Origin of the sequence: Bradyrhizobium sp. CCGB12 (genome assembly GCF_024199845.1) — a bacterium.
GTDB lineage: Bacteria > Pseudomonadota > Alphaproteobacteria > Rhizobiales > Xanthobacteraceae > Bradyrhizobium.
Window position 1 is genome coordinate 3,191,097 of record NZ_JANADO010000001.1, and the last position, 17,489, is coordinate 3,208,585.

A 17,489-nucleotide genomic window follows, 5' to 3' on the forward strand; every position below is an offset into this window, starting at 1 on the left:
CCGCGTTTGCCCGATCTCAGGCTCGACGCGGTTGACATGCGAGCGACCATCATGACGACGCCATTGCCTGTCTTGCGCCTCCTCCTCGCCCTCAGCGCCGGGCTGATCCTGACCGGCCTGCCCTCGCCGTCGCGCGCGCAGAACATCGTGGTCATGGTCAATGGCGATCCCATCACCGATTTCGACATCGAGCAGCGCTCCAAGCTCGACCAGCTGACGACGCAGAAGGCGCCGAGCCGGGAGCAGGTCATCAACGAGCTGATCGACGAAAAGGTGAAGATAAAGGAAGGCAAGAAGTACGGGGTCGATCCCGGCGTCTCCGACATCAACCAGTCCTACGAAGGCATGGCGCAGCGCATGCGCATCACGCCGGATCAGCTCACCAAGATGCTCGAAATCAAGGGCGTCCGCCCCGAGACGCTGAAGGGCCGCATGAAGTCCGAGATGGTCTGGACCAGCCTCGTGCGCGGCCGCTACAAGGAGCGCCTCCAGGTCGGCGAGCGCGACGTTGCGCAGGCCGTGCAGGCCCAGAGCGGTGAGAAGCTTCAGGTCGAAGGCACCGAATACAAGATGCAACCGATCGTGCTGATCGTGCCGCGCGGCTCGTCCGCGTCGTTCCTGGAAACACGCAAGAAGGAAGCCGAGAGCTATCGCTCACGCATCGGAAGCTGCGAGGAAGCCAACTCGCTGTTCCGCTCGACACCGAATGCCACCATCCGCGAAAGCGTCACCAAGACCACCGCGGAACTGCCCGAGGCGCTGCGCAAGGTGCTCGACGACACGCCGATCGGCCACCTGACCGCGCCCGAGATGACCAAGAACGGCATCGAGATGGTGGTGCTGTGCTCGCGCAAGCCGACCATGATCGACACGCCGAAGAAGCGCGAGGTCCGCGAGAAGATGTATCAGGAGAAGTACGAGAAGACCCAGAAGGCCTATCTCGAAGAGCTCCGCAAGGCGGCGATGATCGAATATCGCAACCGCTGATGCCCGAGCCTTCCTCAGAGCGCCCGGCAAAACCTCTCGCCCTGACCCTGGGAGAGCCCGCCGGCATCGGCCCCGACATCACCATCGCGACCTGGCTCAGACGCCGCGAACTGAACCTGCCCGCCTTCTACCTGCTCGGCGACGAAGCGCTGATCGCCCGGCGCGCCAAGGCGCTCGGCGCCGACATCGGGATCGCCGCGGTCAGCGCCGGCGAGGCCGAGGCCGCCTTCACCGAGGCCCTGCCCGTGGTTGCCACCGGCGAGCGCGCCACGGCCGAGCCCGGCAAGCCCGACGCATCGAGTGCGCCGGCCGCGCTTGCCTCGATCCGCCAGGCGGTCACTGATGTCCGCGAGGGGCGCGCCGGCGCCGTCGTCACCAATCCGATCGCCAAGAGCGTGCTCTACCGCGCAGGCTTCCGCCACCCCGGCCACACCGAATACCTCGCCGAGCTCGCCGCAACGGACGGCCGCGTGCCGCAGCCGGTGATGATGCTGTGGTCGCCGCGGCTCGCCGTGGTGCCCGTGACCATCCACGTCTCGCTGCGCGAGGCACTGGCCCAGCTCACGAGCGAGCTGATCGTCTCGACCGTTCGCATCGTCGCGACCGAACTCAAATCCCGCTTCGGCATCGCCAGACCACGCATCGCGGTCTCCGGCCTCAATCCACACGCCGGCGAGGACGGCTCGCTCGGCCACGAGGAGCAGACGGTGATTGCGCCCGCGCTCAAGGTGCTGCGCAGCGGCGGCATCGAAGCCAGGGGCCCGTTGCCCGCCGACACCATGTTCCATGAAGCCGCACGCACTACTTACGACTGCGCGGTCTGCATGTATCACGACCAGGCGCTGATCCCGATCAAGACGGTCGCCTTCGACGACGCGGTCAACGTCACGCTCGGCCTGCCCTTCATCCGCACCTCGCCCGATCACGGCACCGCCTTCGACATCGCCGGCACGGGCAAGGCCAATCCGGCGAGCCTGATCGCGGCGCTCAGGCTCGCAAGCCGCATGGCGGCAGCGAAACTCTGATGAGCGCGATCGACGACCTCCCGCCGCTGCGCGAGGTCATCCGCCAGCATGCGCTGTCGGCCCGCAAATCGCTGGGACAGAACTTCCTGCTCGATCTCAACTTGACCGCGCGCATCGCGCGCGCGGCCGCGCCGCTCGAGGAGGCCACCATCGTCGAGATCGGCCCCGGCCCAGGCGGGTTGACGCGCGCTTTGCTTGCGCTCGGCGCGAGGCGCGTCATCGCCATCGAGCATGATGAACGTGCGATCCCGGCCCTGCAGGATATCGCCGCGCGCTATCCCGGCCGCCTCGAGATCGTGCATGGCGATGCCATGTCCTTTGATCCACGCCCGCGGCTCGCAGGCGAACGCGCCAAGATCGTCGCCAACCTGCCCTACAACATCGCGACCCAGCTCCTGATCAACTGGCTCACCGTCGAGCCCTGGCCGCCCTGGTACGAGATGATGGTCTTGATGTTCCAGCGCGAGGTCGGCGAGCGCATCGTCGCATGCGAGGACGAGGAGGCTTACGGCCGTCTCGGCGTGCTCGCCAACTGGCGCTGCGAGACCAAGATCCTGTTCGACATCTCGCCGTCCGCCTTCGTCCCGCCGCCGAAGGTCACCTCCTCCGTCGTGCGCCTTAAGCCGCGCGCAAATCCACTCGCCTGTGATCGCCGGATGCTCGAACAGGTCGCCGCCGCGGCCTTCGGCCAGCGCCGCAAGATGCTGCGGCAAAGCCTGAAATCGCTGGGCACGGATCCCGCGCGGCTCGCGCAAGCTGCCGGCGTGGATGCAACGCGGCGCGCCGAGACGATTCCGATTGCGGGCTTTGTTGCCATGGCCTGTGAATTGGCCAATATACGAAGCGAAGAAGCATGATCCGGAAAAGTGCGCAGCGGTTTTCCGAGGGAGATCATGCTCAAACAATGAGCTGAAGCGCTGTGTAGCGCTTTAGAGATAATTTCGGAGGAAAGAATATGGCGCTGATGCGCAGGCAATCCCTGGTCAAGTTCGACGCGCCCTTGTGCGAGACCATCGTCGACACGCCCAAGCCGCAAGGCCGCGAAGTTCTGGTGCGCATCGAGCGCTGCGGCCTCTGCCATTCCGACCTGCACATCCAGGACGGCTACGCCGATCTCGGCGGCGGCAGGAAGCTCGACACCACGCGCGGCATGACGCTGCCCTTCACGCTCGGCCACGAGATCGCCGGCGTCGTCGAGGAGGTCGGCGCGGACGTCGCCGCCGGACTCGTCGGCGCGAAGAAGGCGGTGTTTCCGTGGATCGGCTGCGGCCAGTGCCGCGACTGCCAGAACGGCGACGAGAACCTCTGCGTCAAGCAGCGCTTCCTCGGCGTCTCCATCGACGGTGGCTTCGCCACCCACGTGCTGGTGCCCGATGCAAAATATTTGCTCGACTACGATCCCCTGCCTGTCAACCAGGCCGCGACCTTGATGTGCTCGGGCGTGACCGCCTACGGCGCGCTCAAGCGCCTGGTCGACCGGCCGCGCCAGCGCAACCTCCTGCTGATCGGCCTCGGCGGCGTCGGCATGATGGGCCTGTCGTTCGCGCAGGCGATGTTCAAGCAGCCGATCACGGTCGCCGACCTCTCACCGGCCGCGCGCGACACCGCGCTGAAGAACGGGGCCGCTGGCGCCTACGATCCGGCCGAGCCCGACGTCATCAAGCGCATCCTCAAGGAGACCGAGGGCGGCTTCGACGAGATCGTCGATTTCGCCGGCAACGAGAAGTCGATGGCCTTTGCCGTCGCGGTCGCCGCGCGCGGCGGCAAGATCGTGGTCTCCGGCCTGATGGGCGGCCAGTTCACGCTGCCGATGGTGCAATGGGTCTACAAGCGCATGACCATCGAGGGCTTCATGGTCGGCACGCTCGCGGAAGCCCACGAGCTGATGGCGCTGGCGCGCGCCGGCAAGATCAAGCCGACGCCGATGCGCGAGGAGCCGATGGGCGACGTGCAAAAATGGATCGACGAGCTGCGGGCCGGCAAGGTCGTCGGCCGCATCGTGCTGAAGAACTGAGTGACGCGCGGCGGGCCCGACGCAAGTCGTGCCCGCCACACGGAACGCCTGCGGCCGCGCCGCGTTGGCAGCGCATGTCGATCCGTTGCACCGTCGAAAGCGCATTCTTCATCGCCTGGAGCTTCCTGGAGAAGAGCGGCGAGCTCGGTCCTCCGGACGAGAGCGCCAACGTCATTCTCGACGCCATCGAGGCGCAGCTTCGGCGCGGGGAGCGCCGGCAGCTGATGCTCGCCAACAAGGCGATCGACGCCTACCGCACGCATGTGGCGAAGGGCAACGGCTCCGCGGAACGTGAAGCACGCATTGGATAGCCTTCGGCGATCGCCCGGCACGCGCGATTCCGGTCGATTGCGGCGATGTGTTCACTTCCGCACAGACAGGCCGCAGCCGCAGAGGCCGGATTCCCGTGGTTCTCCGGCCCAGAACAAAGTTTCAGTCGTGCCTCGAACGTGATGGCGCCGAATCTGGAACGTCGAGAACGCTCATCGCTTGATCTCTCGTAGGCAACGATGGAGCCGATGTACATGACGAAGCCGCTGACGACGACAGCGCAACCCGTTCCCGAGCAGAACCGCAGCCCCAAGGGCGCCGGCAGCACGCCGTCGGTTCCGGTCGATACCACCAAGGGCCATCGCGACGACGAGAAGCAGAACATCCGTGAGCAGGCCGCACACGGCAATCTCACCCAGAACACCAGCAACAGACGCATGGGATAGACGACGAAGGAGTGACTGACGTGATGACCCTCGGCCAATGGTACGATCCGATCTCCGAGCGCTGGATCGAGCCACGTGACACGAAAATCGCGACGTCGCCTGGTGTGGAGGATGATGCCGTCTTCGACCGTCAACGGACATTGCAGGTCGAACGCATCTGGCGCGCGCTGGTCGATTGCTGCGCGCGCAATTGAGACCAGTCAGACAGGAGCCAGGCCGGCGCCAAAGATGGCGCTGGCCGCGCCGCCGGCGGCCTCATTTTTTCTTGTCATTGGTCCGGTTCTCGCCTTTAGACACATCCTTCGTGCCGGGCTGGTTTGCCTGATTTGCATTCATGCCGGTGGTGTCCATCTTCCCTTTCTCCGTGGCGCCGTGCGTGTTCTCCGGCTTCTCCATGCCGCTCTGCGGCAAGGGCCCGGTATTCTGGGCGATGACGGATCCGGTCATGACCGCAAACGCGATCGCTGCGATGAGCGCTTTCATGGGCACCTCCCTCGTCCCATGAATGACGTCCCCGGGACGGAGTTGTTCCCTCTCGAGGGCTCGATCTCGGACTGGCGCGCATCGCCGCTTACTTCAAGGCTCGACGCTTCAGCTGCAGATAGGTTGGATTGAAATCGCCGATCCGCTGCAATTCGCGCCATTTCAGCACGATCAGCTCGCCCTCGCGAAGATCCATGGTCCCGCTCAGCCTGAGGTCAGCGAGTGTCCGGTTCACGGTCGCGATCGCCATACCCAGCGTCTCGCCGAGCTGCGCCAGGCTGATCGGGAAGCGGCAGCGACTGCCGCGGACGAGTTGCGCGACACGCGCGCGGTAGAACAGCTCGCAGAACAGATGAGCCATGCGCACCTGCATCGGCCGGGCGCTGTTGTTGGTGATGGCTTCGCGAAAGATCGCGGCATCGAGCAGCGTTTCGCGCCAGACAGCCATTCCGAATGTCGGTCGCCGCTGGAACGCGGCGAGCAATTCGCGATGCGGGATGAAAGCGACCGAAGCCGGCCCCAGCGCACTCAGCCCATGATCCATCTGGTCGATGAACAGGCCCTGCGCGTCCGGCAGATCGCCGGTGAGATGAAACGCCAGATATTGCCGCCGCCCGTTGCCGAGCAGATGATAGCGGGCGATCAACCCGGACACGACCAGCGCCGAGACCTCGGGGCGGTCGCCCTGGCGGATGAAGTCCTCGTTCGGCTCGAAATCGCGCACCACGAAGGTGAGCGCCCGGATTTCGGCGATATCCTCCTCAGCCAGTGCGGTGTGCTCCCACAGGTTCCGGATCAGCACGTCGTGGGCTTTATCCATGCGGCCGCCAAAAATCGCACCGGTTCTATCAAATGATACATCTGACGCGCGTTCAGCAACCTAGAACTCGCATCGGAAGCACAGGTTGCTAACCGATCTGCGACCATGACTGTCGCACCCCGTTACCGCCAGCGGAGCCAGCCCACCCGTCTCATGAGCCATACGACGATCCTCGAGCGCATCCGCCGCCAGTTCGCATCAGAGCCAAGCGAGCACCTGGACTGCATCAGCGACGCCCTCCTGAACGGGACGCTGCGGGAGCCGGTGCATCCGATGTCGGATCAGGAACTGGCCCGCGCCATCCGCGAGTTCCGTGCCCGGCCCGTCTCCGACAGGACCATCGCAAGGCTCTCGCGTCGCTTCGTCGAAATGCCGCAAGATCGCTGAAGGCGCGCACCGGGTCTCATGCCGCATCCGAAGTTCATCGCGCGTCTCCAGGCGATCGAAGGTCTTTCCGAGGACGAACGCCGGCAGATCGCCGGCTTGCCCTCCACGCTGCGCCAGGTTGCGGACGGCGAGATCGTGCTGCGCCAGGGCGAGGCCGTCACGCGCTGCGTCTTCGTCGTCAGCGGCTTCCTCTACCAAGCCCGCATCGTCGGAGATCGCAGCCAGATCCTCGCCTTCCACGTGCCCGGCGACATGCCGTGCCTGCACTCGCTGCTGATCTCGCCCATGGATGCGGATCTTGTCAGCCTCGGGCCAAGCGTCGTCGGCTACGTCGCGCACAGCCAGCTTCGGCAGCTTCTCGACAGCTCCATCCATCTCACTCGCGCGTTCTGGCGCGAGACGCTGATCGACGCGGCGATTTCGCGGCAATGGATCGCCCGCCTCGGCGCCCAGGCCGCGTTGCCCAAAGTGGCGCATCTGATCTGCGAGCTCGCCGCGAGGCTGGAGATCGTCGGCCTCCTCACCGACGGTTGCTTCCAGATGCCGATGACGCAGCGCCACGTCGCCGACGCCTGCGGACTGTCGATCGTTCATATCAATCGTACGATCCAGGAACTGAGGCACCGCGGATTGATTGCATGGGAGGGCAGCGAGATCGAGCTGCGGCGGCGCGAAGAGCTGCAGCAGCTTGCCGATTTTGCGCCTGACTATCTGACCTGAGCCAGGCGGATCAATGCACGCTTCGGGTGAGGCCCTTGAGGCGCTACCCGCTCCGCCGAATCTCCTCCCGGTGGGACTCGACTTCCTCGGCATCCTCGTCATCGACCTTCATCAGATGGTCGCGGCCGGCGGCCTTGAGCAACGCGTCGAGCTTGGCGTGGATCGCCTGGGTGTCGCGATGCTCGGCCCGCTGGATCACCAGCGTCATCCCCCATGTCGCCAGCGTCGCGAAGGAATGCCATTCGAGCCCGTTGCCGAACGTGACCCAGGCCATGCCATAGGCTACGAACACCGCAAACGCCGCCGGCCGCGAGGTGGCGACGCCGATGTCGGTAAGCCAGCTCTTCGGTGCGGCAGAGGCCATGCGCGGCAACTCGCGCAATGCGCCGGTGTTCCAACGGCGGAGCCACGAGCACGCGATGCCGATCGCCTCACGATCGCGATGCCTGCCTCCGCCACGATTTGAGCAGCGGTCCGCCGGCCCCAGCGCTGAGCGGGGAGATAACCGTGACGAATGAGCCCGGCATTTGCGCCGGGCTGATCGTCAATATGCTTCGGTTCTCGGCAACGGAAGAATTAGAGTAGAGTCCCCACGTCCAGTCCGTTCGGATTCCGACATTGCGATGCTTGCCCAGGAGCTTCGCATAATCGTGTTGCTGCTCCGCACCTCTTCGACACGCGCGTTAGAGCGGAGACGCGCTTTAACGCGCAAGGAGATCCTGGCAAATAGCATTCGAAACGAATGTGAAATTTAAACCGAAAGCAGTTCCGATCAGCTTCTCGAAGGAACCGAATCGACCGCCATTAAATGATAAATTTCATTATGATTGATAATCATGATGACTCCATCACAAGATTAAAAAATATGTTGGGGAAAACGATGGGAGGTTGGAAATGGAAGTTGCCCGCCGCTTTCGAGCAATGGCGCTGCTTTGTCGACAGGCTGCCGCGCGCCAACCTGAGAGAAGTTGGAAATTGCTCGCTGAGGCAGAGTACTGGGAGCATCTGGCGGCTACGGCTTTGGCTGACTGAGCGTCGGCCCAGCGATTTTTTCGTTCTTTCTCCTTCGACGTCTTAGTTCAAGTCATATTTTGAGGCGGGCCGTGTCCAGTCTTCGTGAGACGTATTCCTGTGCTGTTCTGAGTGAACGGCTCCAAGCGCTTGTAGCGGAGCTCAGAGAAGTGAAGATGCTTCGAAGCAAGCTCCGACACTTGGAAGCGAGAGCGATCGGCAGAAGACGCCGCGCCAAACCGGGCAGCAGAGCAAGAGCCGTGAACTAACCGGGAGGCGAGACCGGCCGTCTGTTCAGGACAGAGCCGTCGCACCGATTTCCGTTCGACGTTGCGCCTCGAAATACAGCAACGAGCCGATCACCGTCCCAAAGCTCCACGTCGTGCTCGACAATCATTTGCTCAGCTCGACGTCGCGCCGCCTGCTCGTCAATGCAGTCAAGCTTTGCGGCGCAGATAACTCGCCGGCTGCTGTCCACCACGAAAACTCTGAACCGCATGATCGCAGTCCCATCCAAAAGGGGGACTGTCATCGTAATCGAATGTCAGTCTAAGGCAGTGGGCAAACTAAGTGCAGGCGCGCGAAACCATTGTGCGTGTGACAATTCAGCTGCACTGCGCGCTAGAACTCATCGATCGCGTGGCGGCGCGTCATGAATCGCGCGACCTCAGTGGTGTAATCTCACCGCGAGCCGAAGCGTGCGGCTCGAGCTTAATACGGAGAGGATCCCCAGCGTCATCAGCAGCACGCCTAACCACATTGAAGTCCAGCTCCGCGCCTCGTCCGCAATCTGCACGCCGATCACCATAGCCGGCGGATCGGGCGAAGGCCCCGCATCGGCGGCCGCGAGAAGCTGCTCAACATCAACCTGGCTAGGCACGGAATGTTCGGGCATGGCCCGGCGACTGTGAAGCTCAGCAATGCGGGCCGCCGACGTCAGGACGGGGCCCGTACCGAGTTCGGAAGCGGCATCAGCTACCTTGAGTTCACGCGCCGGCGGTGTCGGCGGAGCCCCCTCGGCCGGTGCAGAGCGTGATAACTCCGCGCGCGCATCGATCACCGGGCTCCGCCTTTGCCGCGCGGTCTCGTTCTCGTCGGGCCTGGCGGCACGGTTGGCGGGGCGACTAGGAATCGGTTTTCGCACCGTCGCGGCGCCCTCGGCCAAGAACCAGCATCTGCGGTGGCCGTCCAGCCGATACATCCAGCGCTGGCCGGCGCCGGGCGCGTTGCCGGGCCGCGCCAAGCATTCCGGCTGCGCCGGAGCCGTCGCAGCGGGCTCGCGAGGAGCAATACTGAAGAAGTCAGTAAACGTGTTGGAGAACGCAGGTGTCGTCGAAAGACCTCCAACAAGGACCAAACTGGCCGAGTAAATTCGCAAATAACCGGACATCGAAGACTCCCGGTGTTGCGCCCCCACCCGACACGAGCCTTCGCGACGACATTGGCCACCATGCGGCTTAAATCTGGCGGCGCGATGGATTAAATATGCTCCAGGCCATCATTTAATAGGCCCGCCCGGCATTTCTGGGTTGCAAAGCGTGGTAACACACCCAACCAACCGAACCGTCTGCCCTCGGCCGGGCGTGGCTCCCGGCCGCAGCCTGCGACCGCCCGATTGATCGCCGTGGCAGCGGAAACACTGCACTCGTCTGCTGACAATGGCGATCCGAAAGCGGAGCTGGTCCGGGGGAAGCTTATGGGGGTGTCATGCCCCGGGTATGCGGCAAGCGCTACCCCCATACCAGATTAAATGCTCCCGCCACGATATTACCTCTGTAATACCGCTGTCGTGCCTTTCTCCCTTCCACCTAACACATTTAAATGTGGATAGCGCGGGTAACATTTAAGTGTCGGCTTGTCTGCTCATTCATAACTGACTTGTCTGCCTGGGCTTTCGCCCAAGAGGATCGAGCCATGAACACCGAGCATCTCCACTCGCTCTCCCTTGACGAGCTCTGGATCATTCATCAGCAGGTCACCGCCAGCCTGACTCAGAAAATCTTGGTGCAAAAAGCACGATTGGAGGAACGGCTCCACATGATCGGATCGGCCGACGAGGTCCCACGGTTCGATCGCAAGCGCCGCCCCTACCCGCCCGTTCGTCCCAAATATCGCAATCCGAAGAACCCGGCGGAGACATGGTCCGGTCGCGGCAGGCTGCCGCGGTGGTTGCGGCCGCAGCTTCGAGGCGGTCGGAAGTTGGACGATTTCCTGATCGAGCAGGCTTCGGTTCAAAAGCGGCAGACAAGTTGAGCGACGCGGTCGCGAGCGCGTTGGGAAGACAGGCCAACGCACATCCTGTCTTATCTGTCGTTCGCTCGGCTTCTCGATCGAGTGAAAGAGCACGAGGGTAAGCGAGGCGATACCCACGGCTTCATCAAAATAGGAGTGATGGGATTCGCAAGGGCTCAACCCTCCTTACGGGTTGCGCTGATTGGGACTGCGACTTCGTCCGGATATTGCTGAACGCCAGGCCGTGTACCTATAACCCGGCAACATCATTTGACCGGTGACTCATCCGCTTTGCTCCTATAGCGCCCAAGTTCGTGCGGTAGCGCAAAATGTTACGATGGGCCTGTTGCACATGAATTATTAGGCTCCGGCGCGGAGAGCGGTTGGCCAACCGACACGGACCAACGTTTCATCTGGGTCAGAGATCGCAAATTCGTACATCCCCCACGGCTTGTCTTCGGGTGATTGCTGAAATTCGCGCGCCGCAGCATCAACACTCTCGAGGTAAAGATAAAGCCCGAATGGGTTTCTGCCCGGCGTTAGCCATCCCTCGACCGCGTCCGTCAGATGTAGATATCCACCCTTCCCGTTCGACAGCATGCGATAGGTGTCGGGCTCTCCTGGAGCAGGCCTGTCGCTGTCCGGACGCGCAAAGCCCAACCGATTGTAGAACCGCTCCGACGCATCAAGGTCATTACACGGCAGGATCGCGATCAAAGCTCCCGAAGGGCTCATTCGTACACTCCGACGTCATGCAAACAATTTTCGCCCGCTGTTCTCAATGTCTGAGAATTTGTCACCTTTAGGGTGGGAATTGCGGTTGGGACAGCCAGATCCTTGCCTTCGTCCAACTCGCATCTATCCGGCTGGCTGGCCGGGCGTCATGAGTCCGCGCCCTAGCTAGTTAGAGACGCTCAAAGTCGGCTATTGGTCAGACTCGGAAGTGCGAACTCTCGTCCGCTTCTCCGAACGAGTTGACTCAGCCATTTCTTCGCAGATGGGCGGCTTCCGGCCAAATCCGGACGTGTGGCCTGCCCCAGCGACCCGGCAGCTTCTTAGGTTCGAATGGGCTGCCCGATTCCAAGCAGGTTACCTTCGCTGTCGCGGAACCACGCGCCACGTTCGCCAATACCTTTGCTCGGATAATTCCCCTCAATTTCCGCAATGCCGTTAACGGTCTTCAGGCCGGGCAGGTCGTAGTCTTCGAACGCGACGCCTCGGGCGCGAAGCTCACGCACGGTCGCCTCGATATCCTCAACTTCCCAGCCCATCTGCGTGGACGTACCGAGTTGCACCCCGGATGAAACAAATATCGCAAACTCGCCAGTTCCACAGACGTAGCGGAGCCCTCCGTCACGCTGCTCGACCGGCTCCAGGCCAAGCTTTTCCGAATAGAACGCGCGCGCCCGATCTAGGTCCTTCGCCGGAAGCCTTGTTGCCACCCTCGCGTTCCCTAGCACCTGTCTCTCCTTTGTGAGTCAGAAGGCCGGTAAGTTCCCCGGAATCGACTGGTCATAAGGCGAAGAACCCGACTGAAATAATCTAGTCCGCTCTGGGCAACCAGGTGGACGCCAGTAACGGGTTTCGCCATTTCTCGCTGCAAGTGGAATTGCTCGACACGACAAATGGAGGAGACGCCAACTGGACGGCCTTACTTTTCTTCATATCGGTTCTTGCTGGGAACGACGGATCCGAGAGCGGGTGGCAGCCGCGCTATCGCTTGCTCCAACTCTGCTGCGATGGCCCTGTAACGAGAGAGCGTCCGCGCGCAAACGTCGCGCTTGAGCTGGCTCGTTGCTGCCTCTTGAAGGCGCTCGTAGTCAGCGATTTCCACGCGGAGCAGTTCTAGATGGGCCAGCATCTCTTTCATGTGCAGGTAGACTAGCCCATGTCGCTTTTGGTTCAATAGCGAACTTGGGACACCGCTCATGGCAATTTAGGACACCCCGTGAGGCGTCGGGCAACACACCCCGTCAAGCCCGCGGCGCGAAGATATTTTACTTTTCCGAATTTCGGATTTATGGCATATATCGCGGCATCCCGGCCCTGCCAAAGGGGCGTTCGCGACCGTCACGAGATGCGGGCCGGGTGGCGGTGGACGCGTCGGCGCGGATCGGGGCGAAACGCGCCGCGGGAGCGCGCAGCCATGCCCTGCCATTTCGGTGCGCGCCGGCCCGTGATCATACCGACTGTCGAACCGCTTTTCGCGCGCGCCCCGGGATGTTAGCTTGGTGCCATTGCCTTGAGGAATTTTTGATGCGCGCGAGGATTTTCAATCGCGTTGTCGGGCTGGCGGCGCTGGTTGCGGCAACGCTCGCCGCCGTAGCGCACCCGGCATCGGCCGAGAAGCGCATCGCGCTCGTGGTCGGCAACTCCGCCTACAAGAACATCACGCCGCTCGACAATCCCTCGAAGGATGCCAGCCTGATGGCGCAGACGCTCTCCGCGCTCGGCTTCGCGCTGGTCGGCGGCCGCGCCCAGCTCGATCTCGACAAGGGCGCGATGGACGTCGCGGTGCAGAATTTTGGCCGGCAGGTCCAGGGCGCCGACGTTGCGCTGTTCTACTACGCCGGTCACGGCGTGCAGGTCTCGGGCTCAAACTATCTCGTGCCTGTCGGCGCCAATCCGACGCGCGAGGCCGACGTCGACTTCCAGATGACCGATGTCAATCTCGTGCTGCGCCAGATGCAGGGCTCCGGCACGCGCCTCAACCTCGTGATCCTCGATGCCTGCCGCAACAACCCGTTCGGCTCACGCGGCTTGCGATCATCCGACGGCGGCCTTGCTCAAATGCGTGCGCCCGAGGGCACGCTGATCTCCTACGCGACGCAGCCTGGCAACGTTGCCCAGGACGGCAGCGACGGCCACAGCCCCTACACGAAGGCGCTCGCCGCGACGATCCGGACCGCGGGCCTCGACGTGTTCCAGACCTTCAACCAGGTCGGCCTCGCCGTGAAGCGCGCCACCGCGGGCGCGCAGCAGCCCTGGGTCTCCTCCTCGCCGATCGATGGCACCTTCTATTTCGTGCCGCCGACGCAAACCGCCCCGCCGCAGGTGGCGGCGCTGCAGCCCGATCCGCTGGCGGCGGAACGCCTGCGCGCCGATCCAGATCGCGTGCCGCTGCGTGATGCCGCGTTGCTCAGCGAACTCAGCGAGCGGCTGTACGAGCTCAATTTCGACCCCGATACGCCCGATGGCCTGACGCGCGCCATCACGAAACTCCAGCAGCGGATCGCCATCGCGCCGACCGGCGAGGCGACCGAAGGCCTGCTGCTGCGGATGCGCAAGATGGAGGATCTCAGGCCCTGGGGCTCGATCGTCTATGGGCCCGATGACAGCAAATGGGGGATCTCGTGGAACCACGCCTCGCGGCGCGCGGCGGTGGCGGACGCGCGCGGCAATTGCGGCGGCGCCAAATGCCCGATCGAGCTCTCGTTTTACGGCAACCGGTGCGGCGCGTTCGCCATTTCCGACAAGTCCTGGTCGCTGGTCCAGCGCGAGAGCGTGCAGCGCGCGAAAGACGCCGCGCTTGACGATTGCGGCAAGGCTGGCAAAGCTTGCCGCATTATCGGGTCCGTCTGCGCCGACGGCTCGGGCCGCTGATCGCATTTTTTCATTTCTGGATTGTTTGCTCATGCCCCCTTCTGTCAATCGTACGACTGCCCTCTCCTTTCTCCTCACCGTCGCCCTCGGATCAATGTCTGCCTTCGCGCAGTCCGGCAGCGCCGGCGGCACGATCGGCAACGACGAGAAGTCGCTGTCCGGCTCGCGCCAGGATGGTGCTTCAGAGCGCTCGGCCGAGCCCGCCCCGTCCGCGCGCCGAAGCAAGCCGGCCGAAGAACCGCGCGCGTCATCGCGACGAAGCGGCGGGGGTGGCGGCGGTGGAGGCTTTGACGGAGCCTGGCACGTCACGAGCGTCGGCTGCGGCGGCTCGACGAGCGGCGCAGTCGTGGTCTCCTCGGGCAGGATCATCGGCCAAGGCGTCAGCGGAACCGTCAGCTCGAGCGGCTCGGTCAGCACGCGCGGCCAGGGCGAGGGCGTAACCTTCACCAGCGCGGGCCGCCTCTCCGGCCGCAGCGGGTCCGGGACCTGGCGCCGCTCCGACGGCTGCGGCGGAACCTGGACCTCCGCCAAGCAATAACGTCAGAGAAATGCCCGATTTCGCTGCGGAACGAACGCTCCGCAGGCCCGATTCAAGCCACATCCTCTCCGGATTTGCGGCTCATTGCCACCCAAGTCTTTGATGACAAGGGGCCAGTAAAGAGTTGCGTCGCGTAACCGGGAGACCAGGATGGGCAACCGCACCGCAAAGTTCATATCCGCGCTTGTCGGCAGCATCATTGCCGGCGCGCCACTGGCCGCCATGTCGCAGAACGCGCCTACGGCGACGAGCACAGTCGATACGGCCGCCGACTGCCTCGCCTCGCCGAGGGGCGTCGCCCCGGATGGGCAGCACTGGTACTATCGTCTGGAGCGCTCGACCAAGCAGAAATGCTGGTATCTGCGCGCCGAAGGCAGCAAGGCCACCCGGAGCGCGCGGACGGCGCCCGACGCAAAGGTTGCGCAAGATACAGATACCGCTTCACCGGCACCGCAGACGGTGCAGAACGCGCGCGCCGAGTACGTTAAGCAGCAGACCGGTGCCGCGCCGGGCACTGCGAACGTGACCGCGCCCGTGCCGGCCGCAGCTAGCGCGCCGACGGTCGCGCAACAGCCGCCGGCCACCGACACCGCGCCTCAGCCTGCCGTCGCCACGCGCTGGCCTGATCCGACCACTGCGTCCCCTGCGCCCGCACCGCAACCGGCGCAAGTTCCCGTCGCGGCTGCACCGCAGCCGGCGCAGGCGCCCGTCGCGGCCGCGCCGCCGCCGAGCGCGAAGCCGGCAAAGTCCCCTGCCCCGGCGCCCCTCGGCGCAGCAGACAGCAGCACCGACAAGCCGACCGGCTCGCTCCCGACACTGCTGCTCGTGATTGGCGGCGCGCTCGCGCTCGCCGGCCTCCTCGGCAGCCTCATCTATCGTTTCGCCGGCGCGCGCGCCCGCCGCGTCAAGTTGACCGACCGGCACGCCTATTGGGACAATCATGCGACGCAGGATCAGGACGCAAGCCACGCCCCCTGGCTCGCTGCAGGGTTGACCGACGCGCAGCCGCCGCGCCCCATCGACTTCGATGCCGCACGTCCGCAAGCGTCAAGACAGGTGACCAAACTTGCCGCGATCGGCCGCGAGCTCGATCTGATCGACGCGCGCAAACAGCGCGCCGCGGTCCCTGCCCCAGAACACGACGAGATCAGAAGCGACGAGGTCGAGATCAAGATGTTCGACCGGGAATTCGAGATCCAGGCTGCTACGCCCCAGCTCGTCGCGAAGGAGATCGGCGAGGAGCGCAATGACGCGCCGGCAGGTCACGACCAGGATGCGGTCGACGTCGACGTGGTCACGACGATGCTGGAACGGCTGGCCAAGGAAGGGCCGCGGCTGTCGCGGGCTAACCTTGAAGCTGACCTTGCAAACTTCGAACGAAGCCTACGAGGCCGATCCGCCGCTCGCGCTTGAGCCGCTCGGCCTTCAGGATCGACTGCACCTCGGCGAAGGCCTCGTCGACGTCGTGATTGATCACGATGTAGTCGTACTCGGCCCAGTGGCTCATCTCGTGGCTGGCCCGGCTCATGCGCTTGCGGATCACGTCGTCGGAATCCTGCGCGCGCGAGTGCAGGCGCTTCTCGAGATCGTCGGCCGAGGGCGGCAGGATGAAGACGCTGACGACGTCGGCGCGCGCCTTCTCGCGCAGCTGCTGCGTGCCCTGCCAGTCGATGTCGAACAGCACGTCCTGCCCGGCTGACAGGGCCGCCTCGACCGGCCCGCGCGGCGTGCCGTAGCTGTTGTCGAACACCGTCGCCCATTCCAGCAGCTCGCCCGCCTTCACCATCGCCTCGAACGTCGCCTTGTCGACGAACGAATAATCCTTGCCGTTGACCTCGCCCGGCCGCATCGCGCGCGTGGTCGCCGAGACCGACATTTTCAAGCCGGGCATTCGCTCGATCAGGAGACGCGACAGCGTCGTCTTGCCCGCGCCCGAGGGCGAGGACAGCACGAACATCAGTCCGCGCCGCTCGACACCGTCAGTTCCGTGACCGCCCGTCGTCATCGATCACTCCAGATTCTGGACCTGCTCGCGGAATTGCTCGACCACGTTCTTCATGGCGAGCCCCGTATTGGTGAGCTCGATGTCGTTCGACTTCGAGCAGCAGGTGTTGACCTCGCGGTGAAACTCCTGCGCCAGGAAATCGAGCTTGCGGCCGATCGGGCCGCCCTTGCCGATCAGCTCGCGCGCCTGCGCGACGTGCGAGGCAATGCGGTCGAGCTCCTCGCGGATGTCGGCCTTGGTCGCGATCAGGATCGCCTCCTGCATCAGGCGATCGGCATCGAAACGGTCGGAGGTGTCGAGCAGCGCCGCGATCTGCTCGGCCAGCTTCGCCTTGATCGCCTCGGGCTTGCGGCCGGGCGATCCTTCCGCCTTGTTCGCCAGCTGCTCGATCTCGTCGACGCGCTGGGTCAGGATCTGCCCGAGCGAGGTGCCCTCGCGCTTGCGCATCGCGACGAGATCGGCGAGCGCCCGGTCGAAGGCCTCCGCTGCGGCCGTGCGCGCGGCCTGGTCCTCCTCCTCGTCGCCCTCGGGCTCGGCGACCTCGACGACGCCCTTGATGGCGAGCAGGCCGTCGATGCTCGGCGCGACAGCGTCGATCTTGCCGGAAATCACGGCGGCGGCCTTCAGGACGGCGTTGAGCACGTCCTCGTTGACGCGGACGGTGGCGGCGGCGTTGGCGCGCTTGACGTTGAGATTGGCGTAGACGGTACCGCGCGACAGCAGCTCGCCGGCGCGTTTCTTGGCGTGGGCCTCGACCTCGTCGAACCCCTGCGGCAACCGCACCCTGAGGTCAAAGCCCTTGGCATTGACCGACTTCAACTCCCATTCGAACGTGTACGGCCCGCTTGCGCCGTGGCTTCGGGCAAAGCCGGTCATGGACGACAGCGCCATCGGTTGAGATTCTCCAGGAGCAGGGGATTCGCGAGGCCATCAAGCCACGCGAATCTT

General features: G+C 64.2%; 21 protein-coding genes. 13 read left to right on the forward strand and 8 right to left on the reverse strand.

The window, feature by feature from the left end:
* The first annotated feature begins 51 nt into the window (after positions 1-51).
* From NLM27_RS15350 to NLM27_RS15380, 7 genes are all read left to right on the forward strand, one after another.
* The gene (locus NLM27_RS15350; RefSeq protein WP_254144101.1) at positions 52-987 is read left to right on the forward strand and encodes a SurA N-terminal domain-containing protein; all 936 of its coding nucleotides are present in this window, start codon (positions 52-54) and stop codon (positions 985-987) included.
* A complete protein-coding gene (gene pdxA / locus NLM27_RS15355; RefSeq protein ID WP_254144102.1) occupies positions 987-2,012 on the forward strand; it encodes a 4-hydroxythreonine-4-phosphate dehydrogenase PdxA in 1,026 nt (341 codons plus the stop codon). The genes NLM27_RS15350 and pdxA overlap by 1 nt, the downstream gene beginning before the upstream one ends.
* Entirely contained in the window at positions 2,012-2,869 is an 858-nt protein-coding gene (rsmA, locus tag NLM27_RS15360; RefSeq protein WP_254144103.1) for a 16S rRNA (adenine(1518)-N(6)/adenine(1519)-N(6))-dimethyltransferase RsmA, read from the forward strand. The genes pdxA and rsmA overlap by 1 nt, the downstream gene beginning before the upstream one ends.
* Before the next feature lie 98 nt (positions 2,870-2,967).
* Positions 2,968-4,026, forward strand: coding sequence for an alcohol dehydrogenase (locus tag NLM27_RS15365; protein ID WP_254144104.1), 1,059 nt, complete (start codon positions 2,968-2,970; stop codon positions 4,024-4,026).
* 74 nt (positions 4,027-4,100) lie between these two features.
* Positions 4,101-4,337 carry a hypothetical protein gene (locus NLM27_RS15370; protein WP_254144105.1) on the forward strand — a complete coding sequence of 79 codons (237 nt, stop codon included), beginning with the start codon at positions 4,101-4,103 and terminating at the stop codon, positions 4,335-4,337.
* A gap of 213 nt (positions 4,338-4,550) precedes the next feature.
* A complete protein-coding gene (locus tag NLM27_RS15375; protein WP_254144106.1) occupies positions 4,551-4,742 on the forward strand; it encodes a hypothetical protein in 192 nt (63 codons plus the stop codon).
* A 20-nt stretch (positions 4,743-4,762) separates the two neighbouring features.
* Entirely contained in the window at positions 4,763-4,936 is a 174-nt protein-coding gene (locus tag NLM27_RS15380) for a hypothetical protein (RefSeq protein WP_254149063.1), read from the forward strand.
* A gap of 61 nt (positions 4,937-4,997) precedes the next feature.
* Here NLM27_RS15380 and NLM27_RS15385 read toward each other — a convergent pair whose 3' ends face one another.
* Together NLM27_RS15385 and NLM27_RS15390 are read right to left on the reverse strand one after the other, a co-directional pair.
* Positions 4,998-5,225 (reverse strand): hypothetical protein, encoded by a 228-nt coding sequence (locus tag NLM27_RS15385; RefSeq protein ID WP_254144107.1) that lies wholly within the window; start codon positions 5,223-5,225, stop codon positions 4,998-5,000.
* A gap of 88 nt (positions 5,226-5,313) precedes the next feature.
* The gene (locus NLM27_RS15390; protein ID WP_254144108.1) at positions 5,314-6,045 is read right to left on the reverse strand and encodes a Crp/Fnr family transcriptional regulator; all 732 of its coding nucleotides are present in this window, start codon (positions 6,043-6,045) and stop codon (positions 5,314-5,316) included.
* A gap of 105 nt (positions 6,046-6,150) precedes the next feature.
* On the opposite strand from NLM27_RS15390, the gene NLM27_RS15395 reads away from it, so the two are divergent.
* The gene (locus NLM27_RS15395; protein WP_375142249.1) at positions 6,151-6,432 is read left to right on the forward strand and encodes a hypothetical protein; all 282 of its coding nucleotides are present in this window, start codon (positions 6,151-6,153) and stop codon (positions 6,430-6,432) included.
* A gap of 18 nt (positions 6,433-6,450) precedes the next feature.
* Complete coding sequence (locus NLM27_RS15400) at positions 6,451-7,152, forward strand: Crp/Fnr family transcriptional regulator (protein WP_254144109.1); 702 nt, start codon at positions 6,451-6,453, stop codon at positions 7,150-7,152.
* 43 nt (positions 7,153-7,195) lie between these two features.
* Here NLM27_RS15400 and NLM27_RS15405 read toward each other — a convergent pair whose 3' ends face one another.
* Positions 7,196-7,516, reverse strand: coding sequence for a low affinity iron permease family protein (locus tag NLM27_RS15405; protein WP_254144110.1), 321 nt, complete (start codon positions 7,514-7,516; stop codon positions 7,196-7,198).
* Between the two features lie 1,314 nt (positions 7,517-8,830).
* Positions 8,831-9,553 (reverse strand): hypothetical protein, encoded by a 723-nt coding sequence (locus tag NLM27_RS15410; protein WP_254144111.1) that lies wholly within the window; start codon positions 9,551-9,553, stop codon positions 8,831-8,833.
* 524 nt (positions 9,554-10,077) lie between these two features.
* Here NLM27_RS15410 and NLM27_RS15415 point away from each other — a divergent pair.
* A complete protein-coding gene (locus NLM27_RS15415) occupies positions 10,078-10,416 on the forward strand; it encodes an H-NS family nucleoid-associated regulatory protein (protein ID WP_254144112.1) in 339 nt (112 codons plus the stop codon).
* A 339-nt stretch (positions 10,417-10,755) separates the two neighbouring features.
* On the opposite strand, the gene NLM27_RS15420 is transcribed toward NLM27_RS15415, so the two are convergent.
* Both NLM27_RS15420 and NLM27_RS15425 read right to left on the reverse strand, forming a co-directional pair.
* The gene (locus tag NLM27_RS15420; protein ID WP_254144113.1) at positions 10,756-11,130 is read right to left on the reverse strand and encodes a VOC family protein; all 375 of its coding nucleotides are present in this window, start codon (positions 11,128-11,130) and stop codon (positions 10,756-10,758) included.
* A 320-nt stretch (positions 11,131-11,450) separates the two neighbouring features.
* Positions 11,451-11,837: a VOC family protein gene (locus tag NLM27_RS15425; protein WP_254144114.1), complete on the reverse strand. Its 387-nt coding sequence runs from the start codon at positions 11,835-11,837 to the stop codon at positions 11,451-11,453.
* An 814-nt stretch (positions 11,838-12,651) separates the two neighbouring features.
* Between NLM27_RS15425 and NLM27_RS15430 the strand changes: the two genes are divergently transcribed.
* The 3 genes from NLM27_RS15430 to NLM27_RS15440 all read left to right on the forward strand — a co-directional run bounded on the left by NLM27_RS15430 (position 12,652) and on the right by NLM27_RS15440 (position 15,949).
* Complete coding sequence (locus NLM27_RS15430; RefSeq protein WP_254144115.1) at positions 12,652-13,998, forward strand: caspase family protein; 1,347 nt, start codon at positions 12,652-12,654, stop codon at positions 13,996-13,998.
* A gap of 31 nt (positions 13,999-14,029) precedes the next feature.
* Positions 14,030-14,536 carry a hypothetical protein gene (locus NLM27_RS15435; RefSeq protein ID WP_254144116.1) on the forward strand — a complete coding sequence of 169 codons (507 nt, stop codon included), beginning with the start codon at positions 14,030-14,032 and terminating at the stop codon, positions 14,534-14,536.
* Positions 14,537-14,686: 150 nt separating this feature from the next.
* On the forward strand, positions 14,687-15,949 hold the full coding sequence (locus NLM27_RS15440; RefSeq protein WP_254144117.1) for a hypothetical protein: 1,263 nt from the start codon (positions 14,687-14,689) through the stop codon (positions 15,947-15,949).
* Here the strand turns inward: NLM27_RS15440 and gmk are convergent.
* Positions 15,882-16,541, reverse strand: coding sequence for a guanylate kinase (gene gmk, locus NLM27_RS15445; protein ID WP_254144118.1), 660 nt, complete (start codon positions 16,539-16,541; stop codon positions 15,882-15,884). The genes NLM27_RS15440 and gmk overlap by 68 nt on opposite strands.
* Before the next feature lie 3 nt (positions 16,542-16,544).
* Complete coding sequence (locus NLM27_RS15450; protein ID WP_254144119.1) at positions 16,545-17,432, reverse strand: YicC/YloC family endoribonuclease; 888 nt, start codon at positions 17,430-17,432, stop codon at positions 16,545-16,547.
* Between the last annotated feature and the right edge of the window lie 57 nt (positions 17,433-17,489).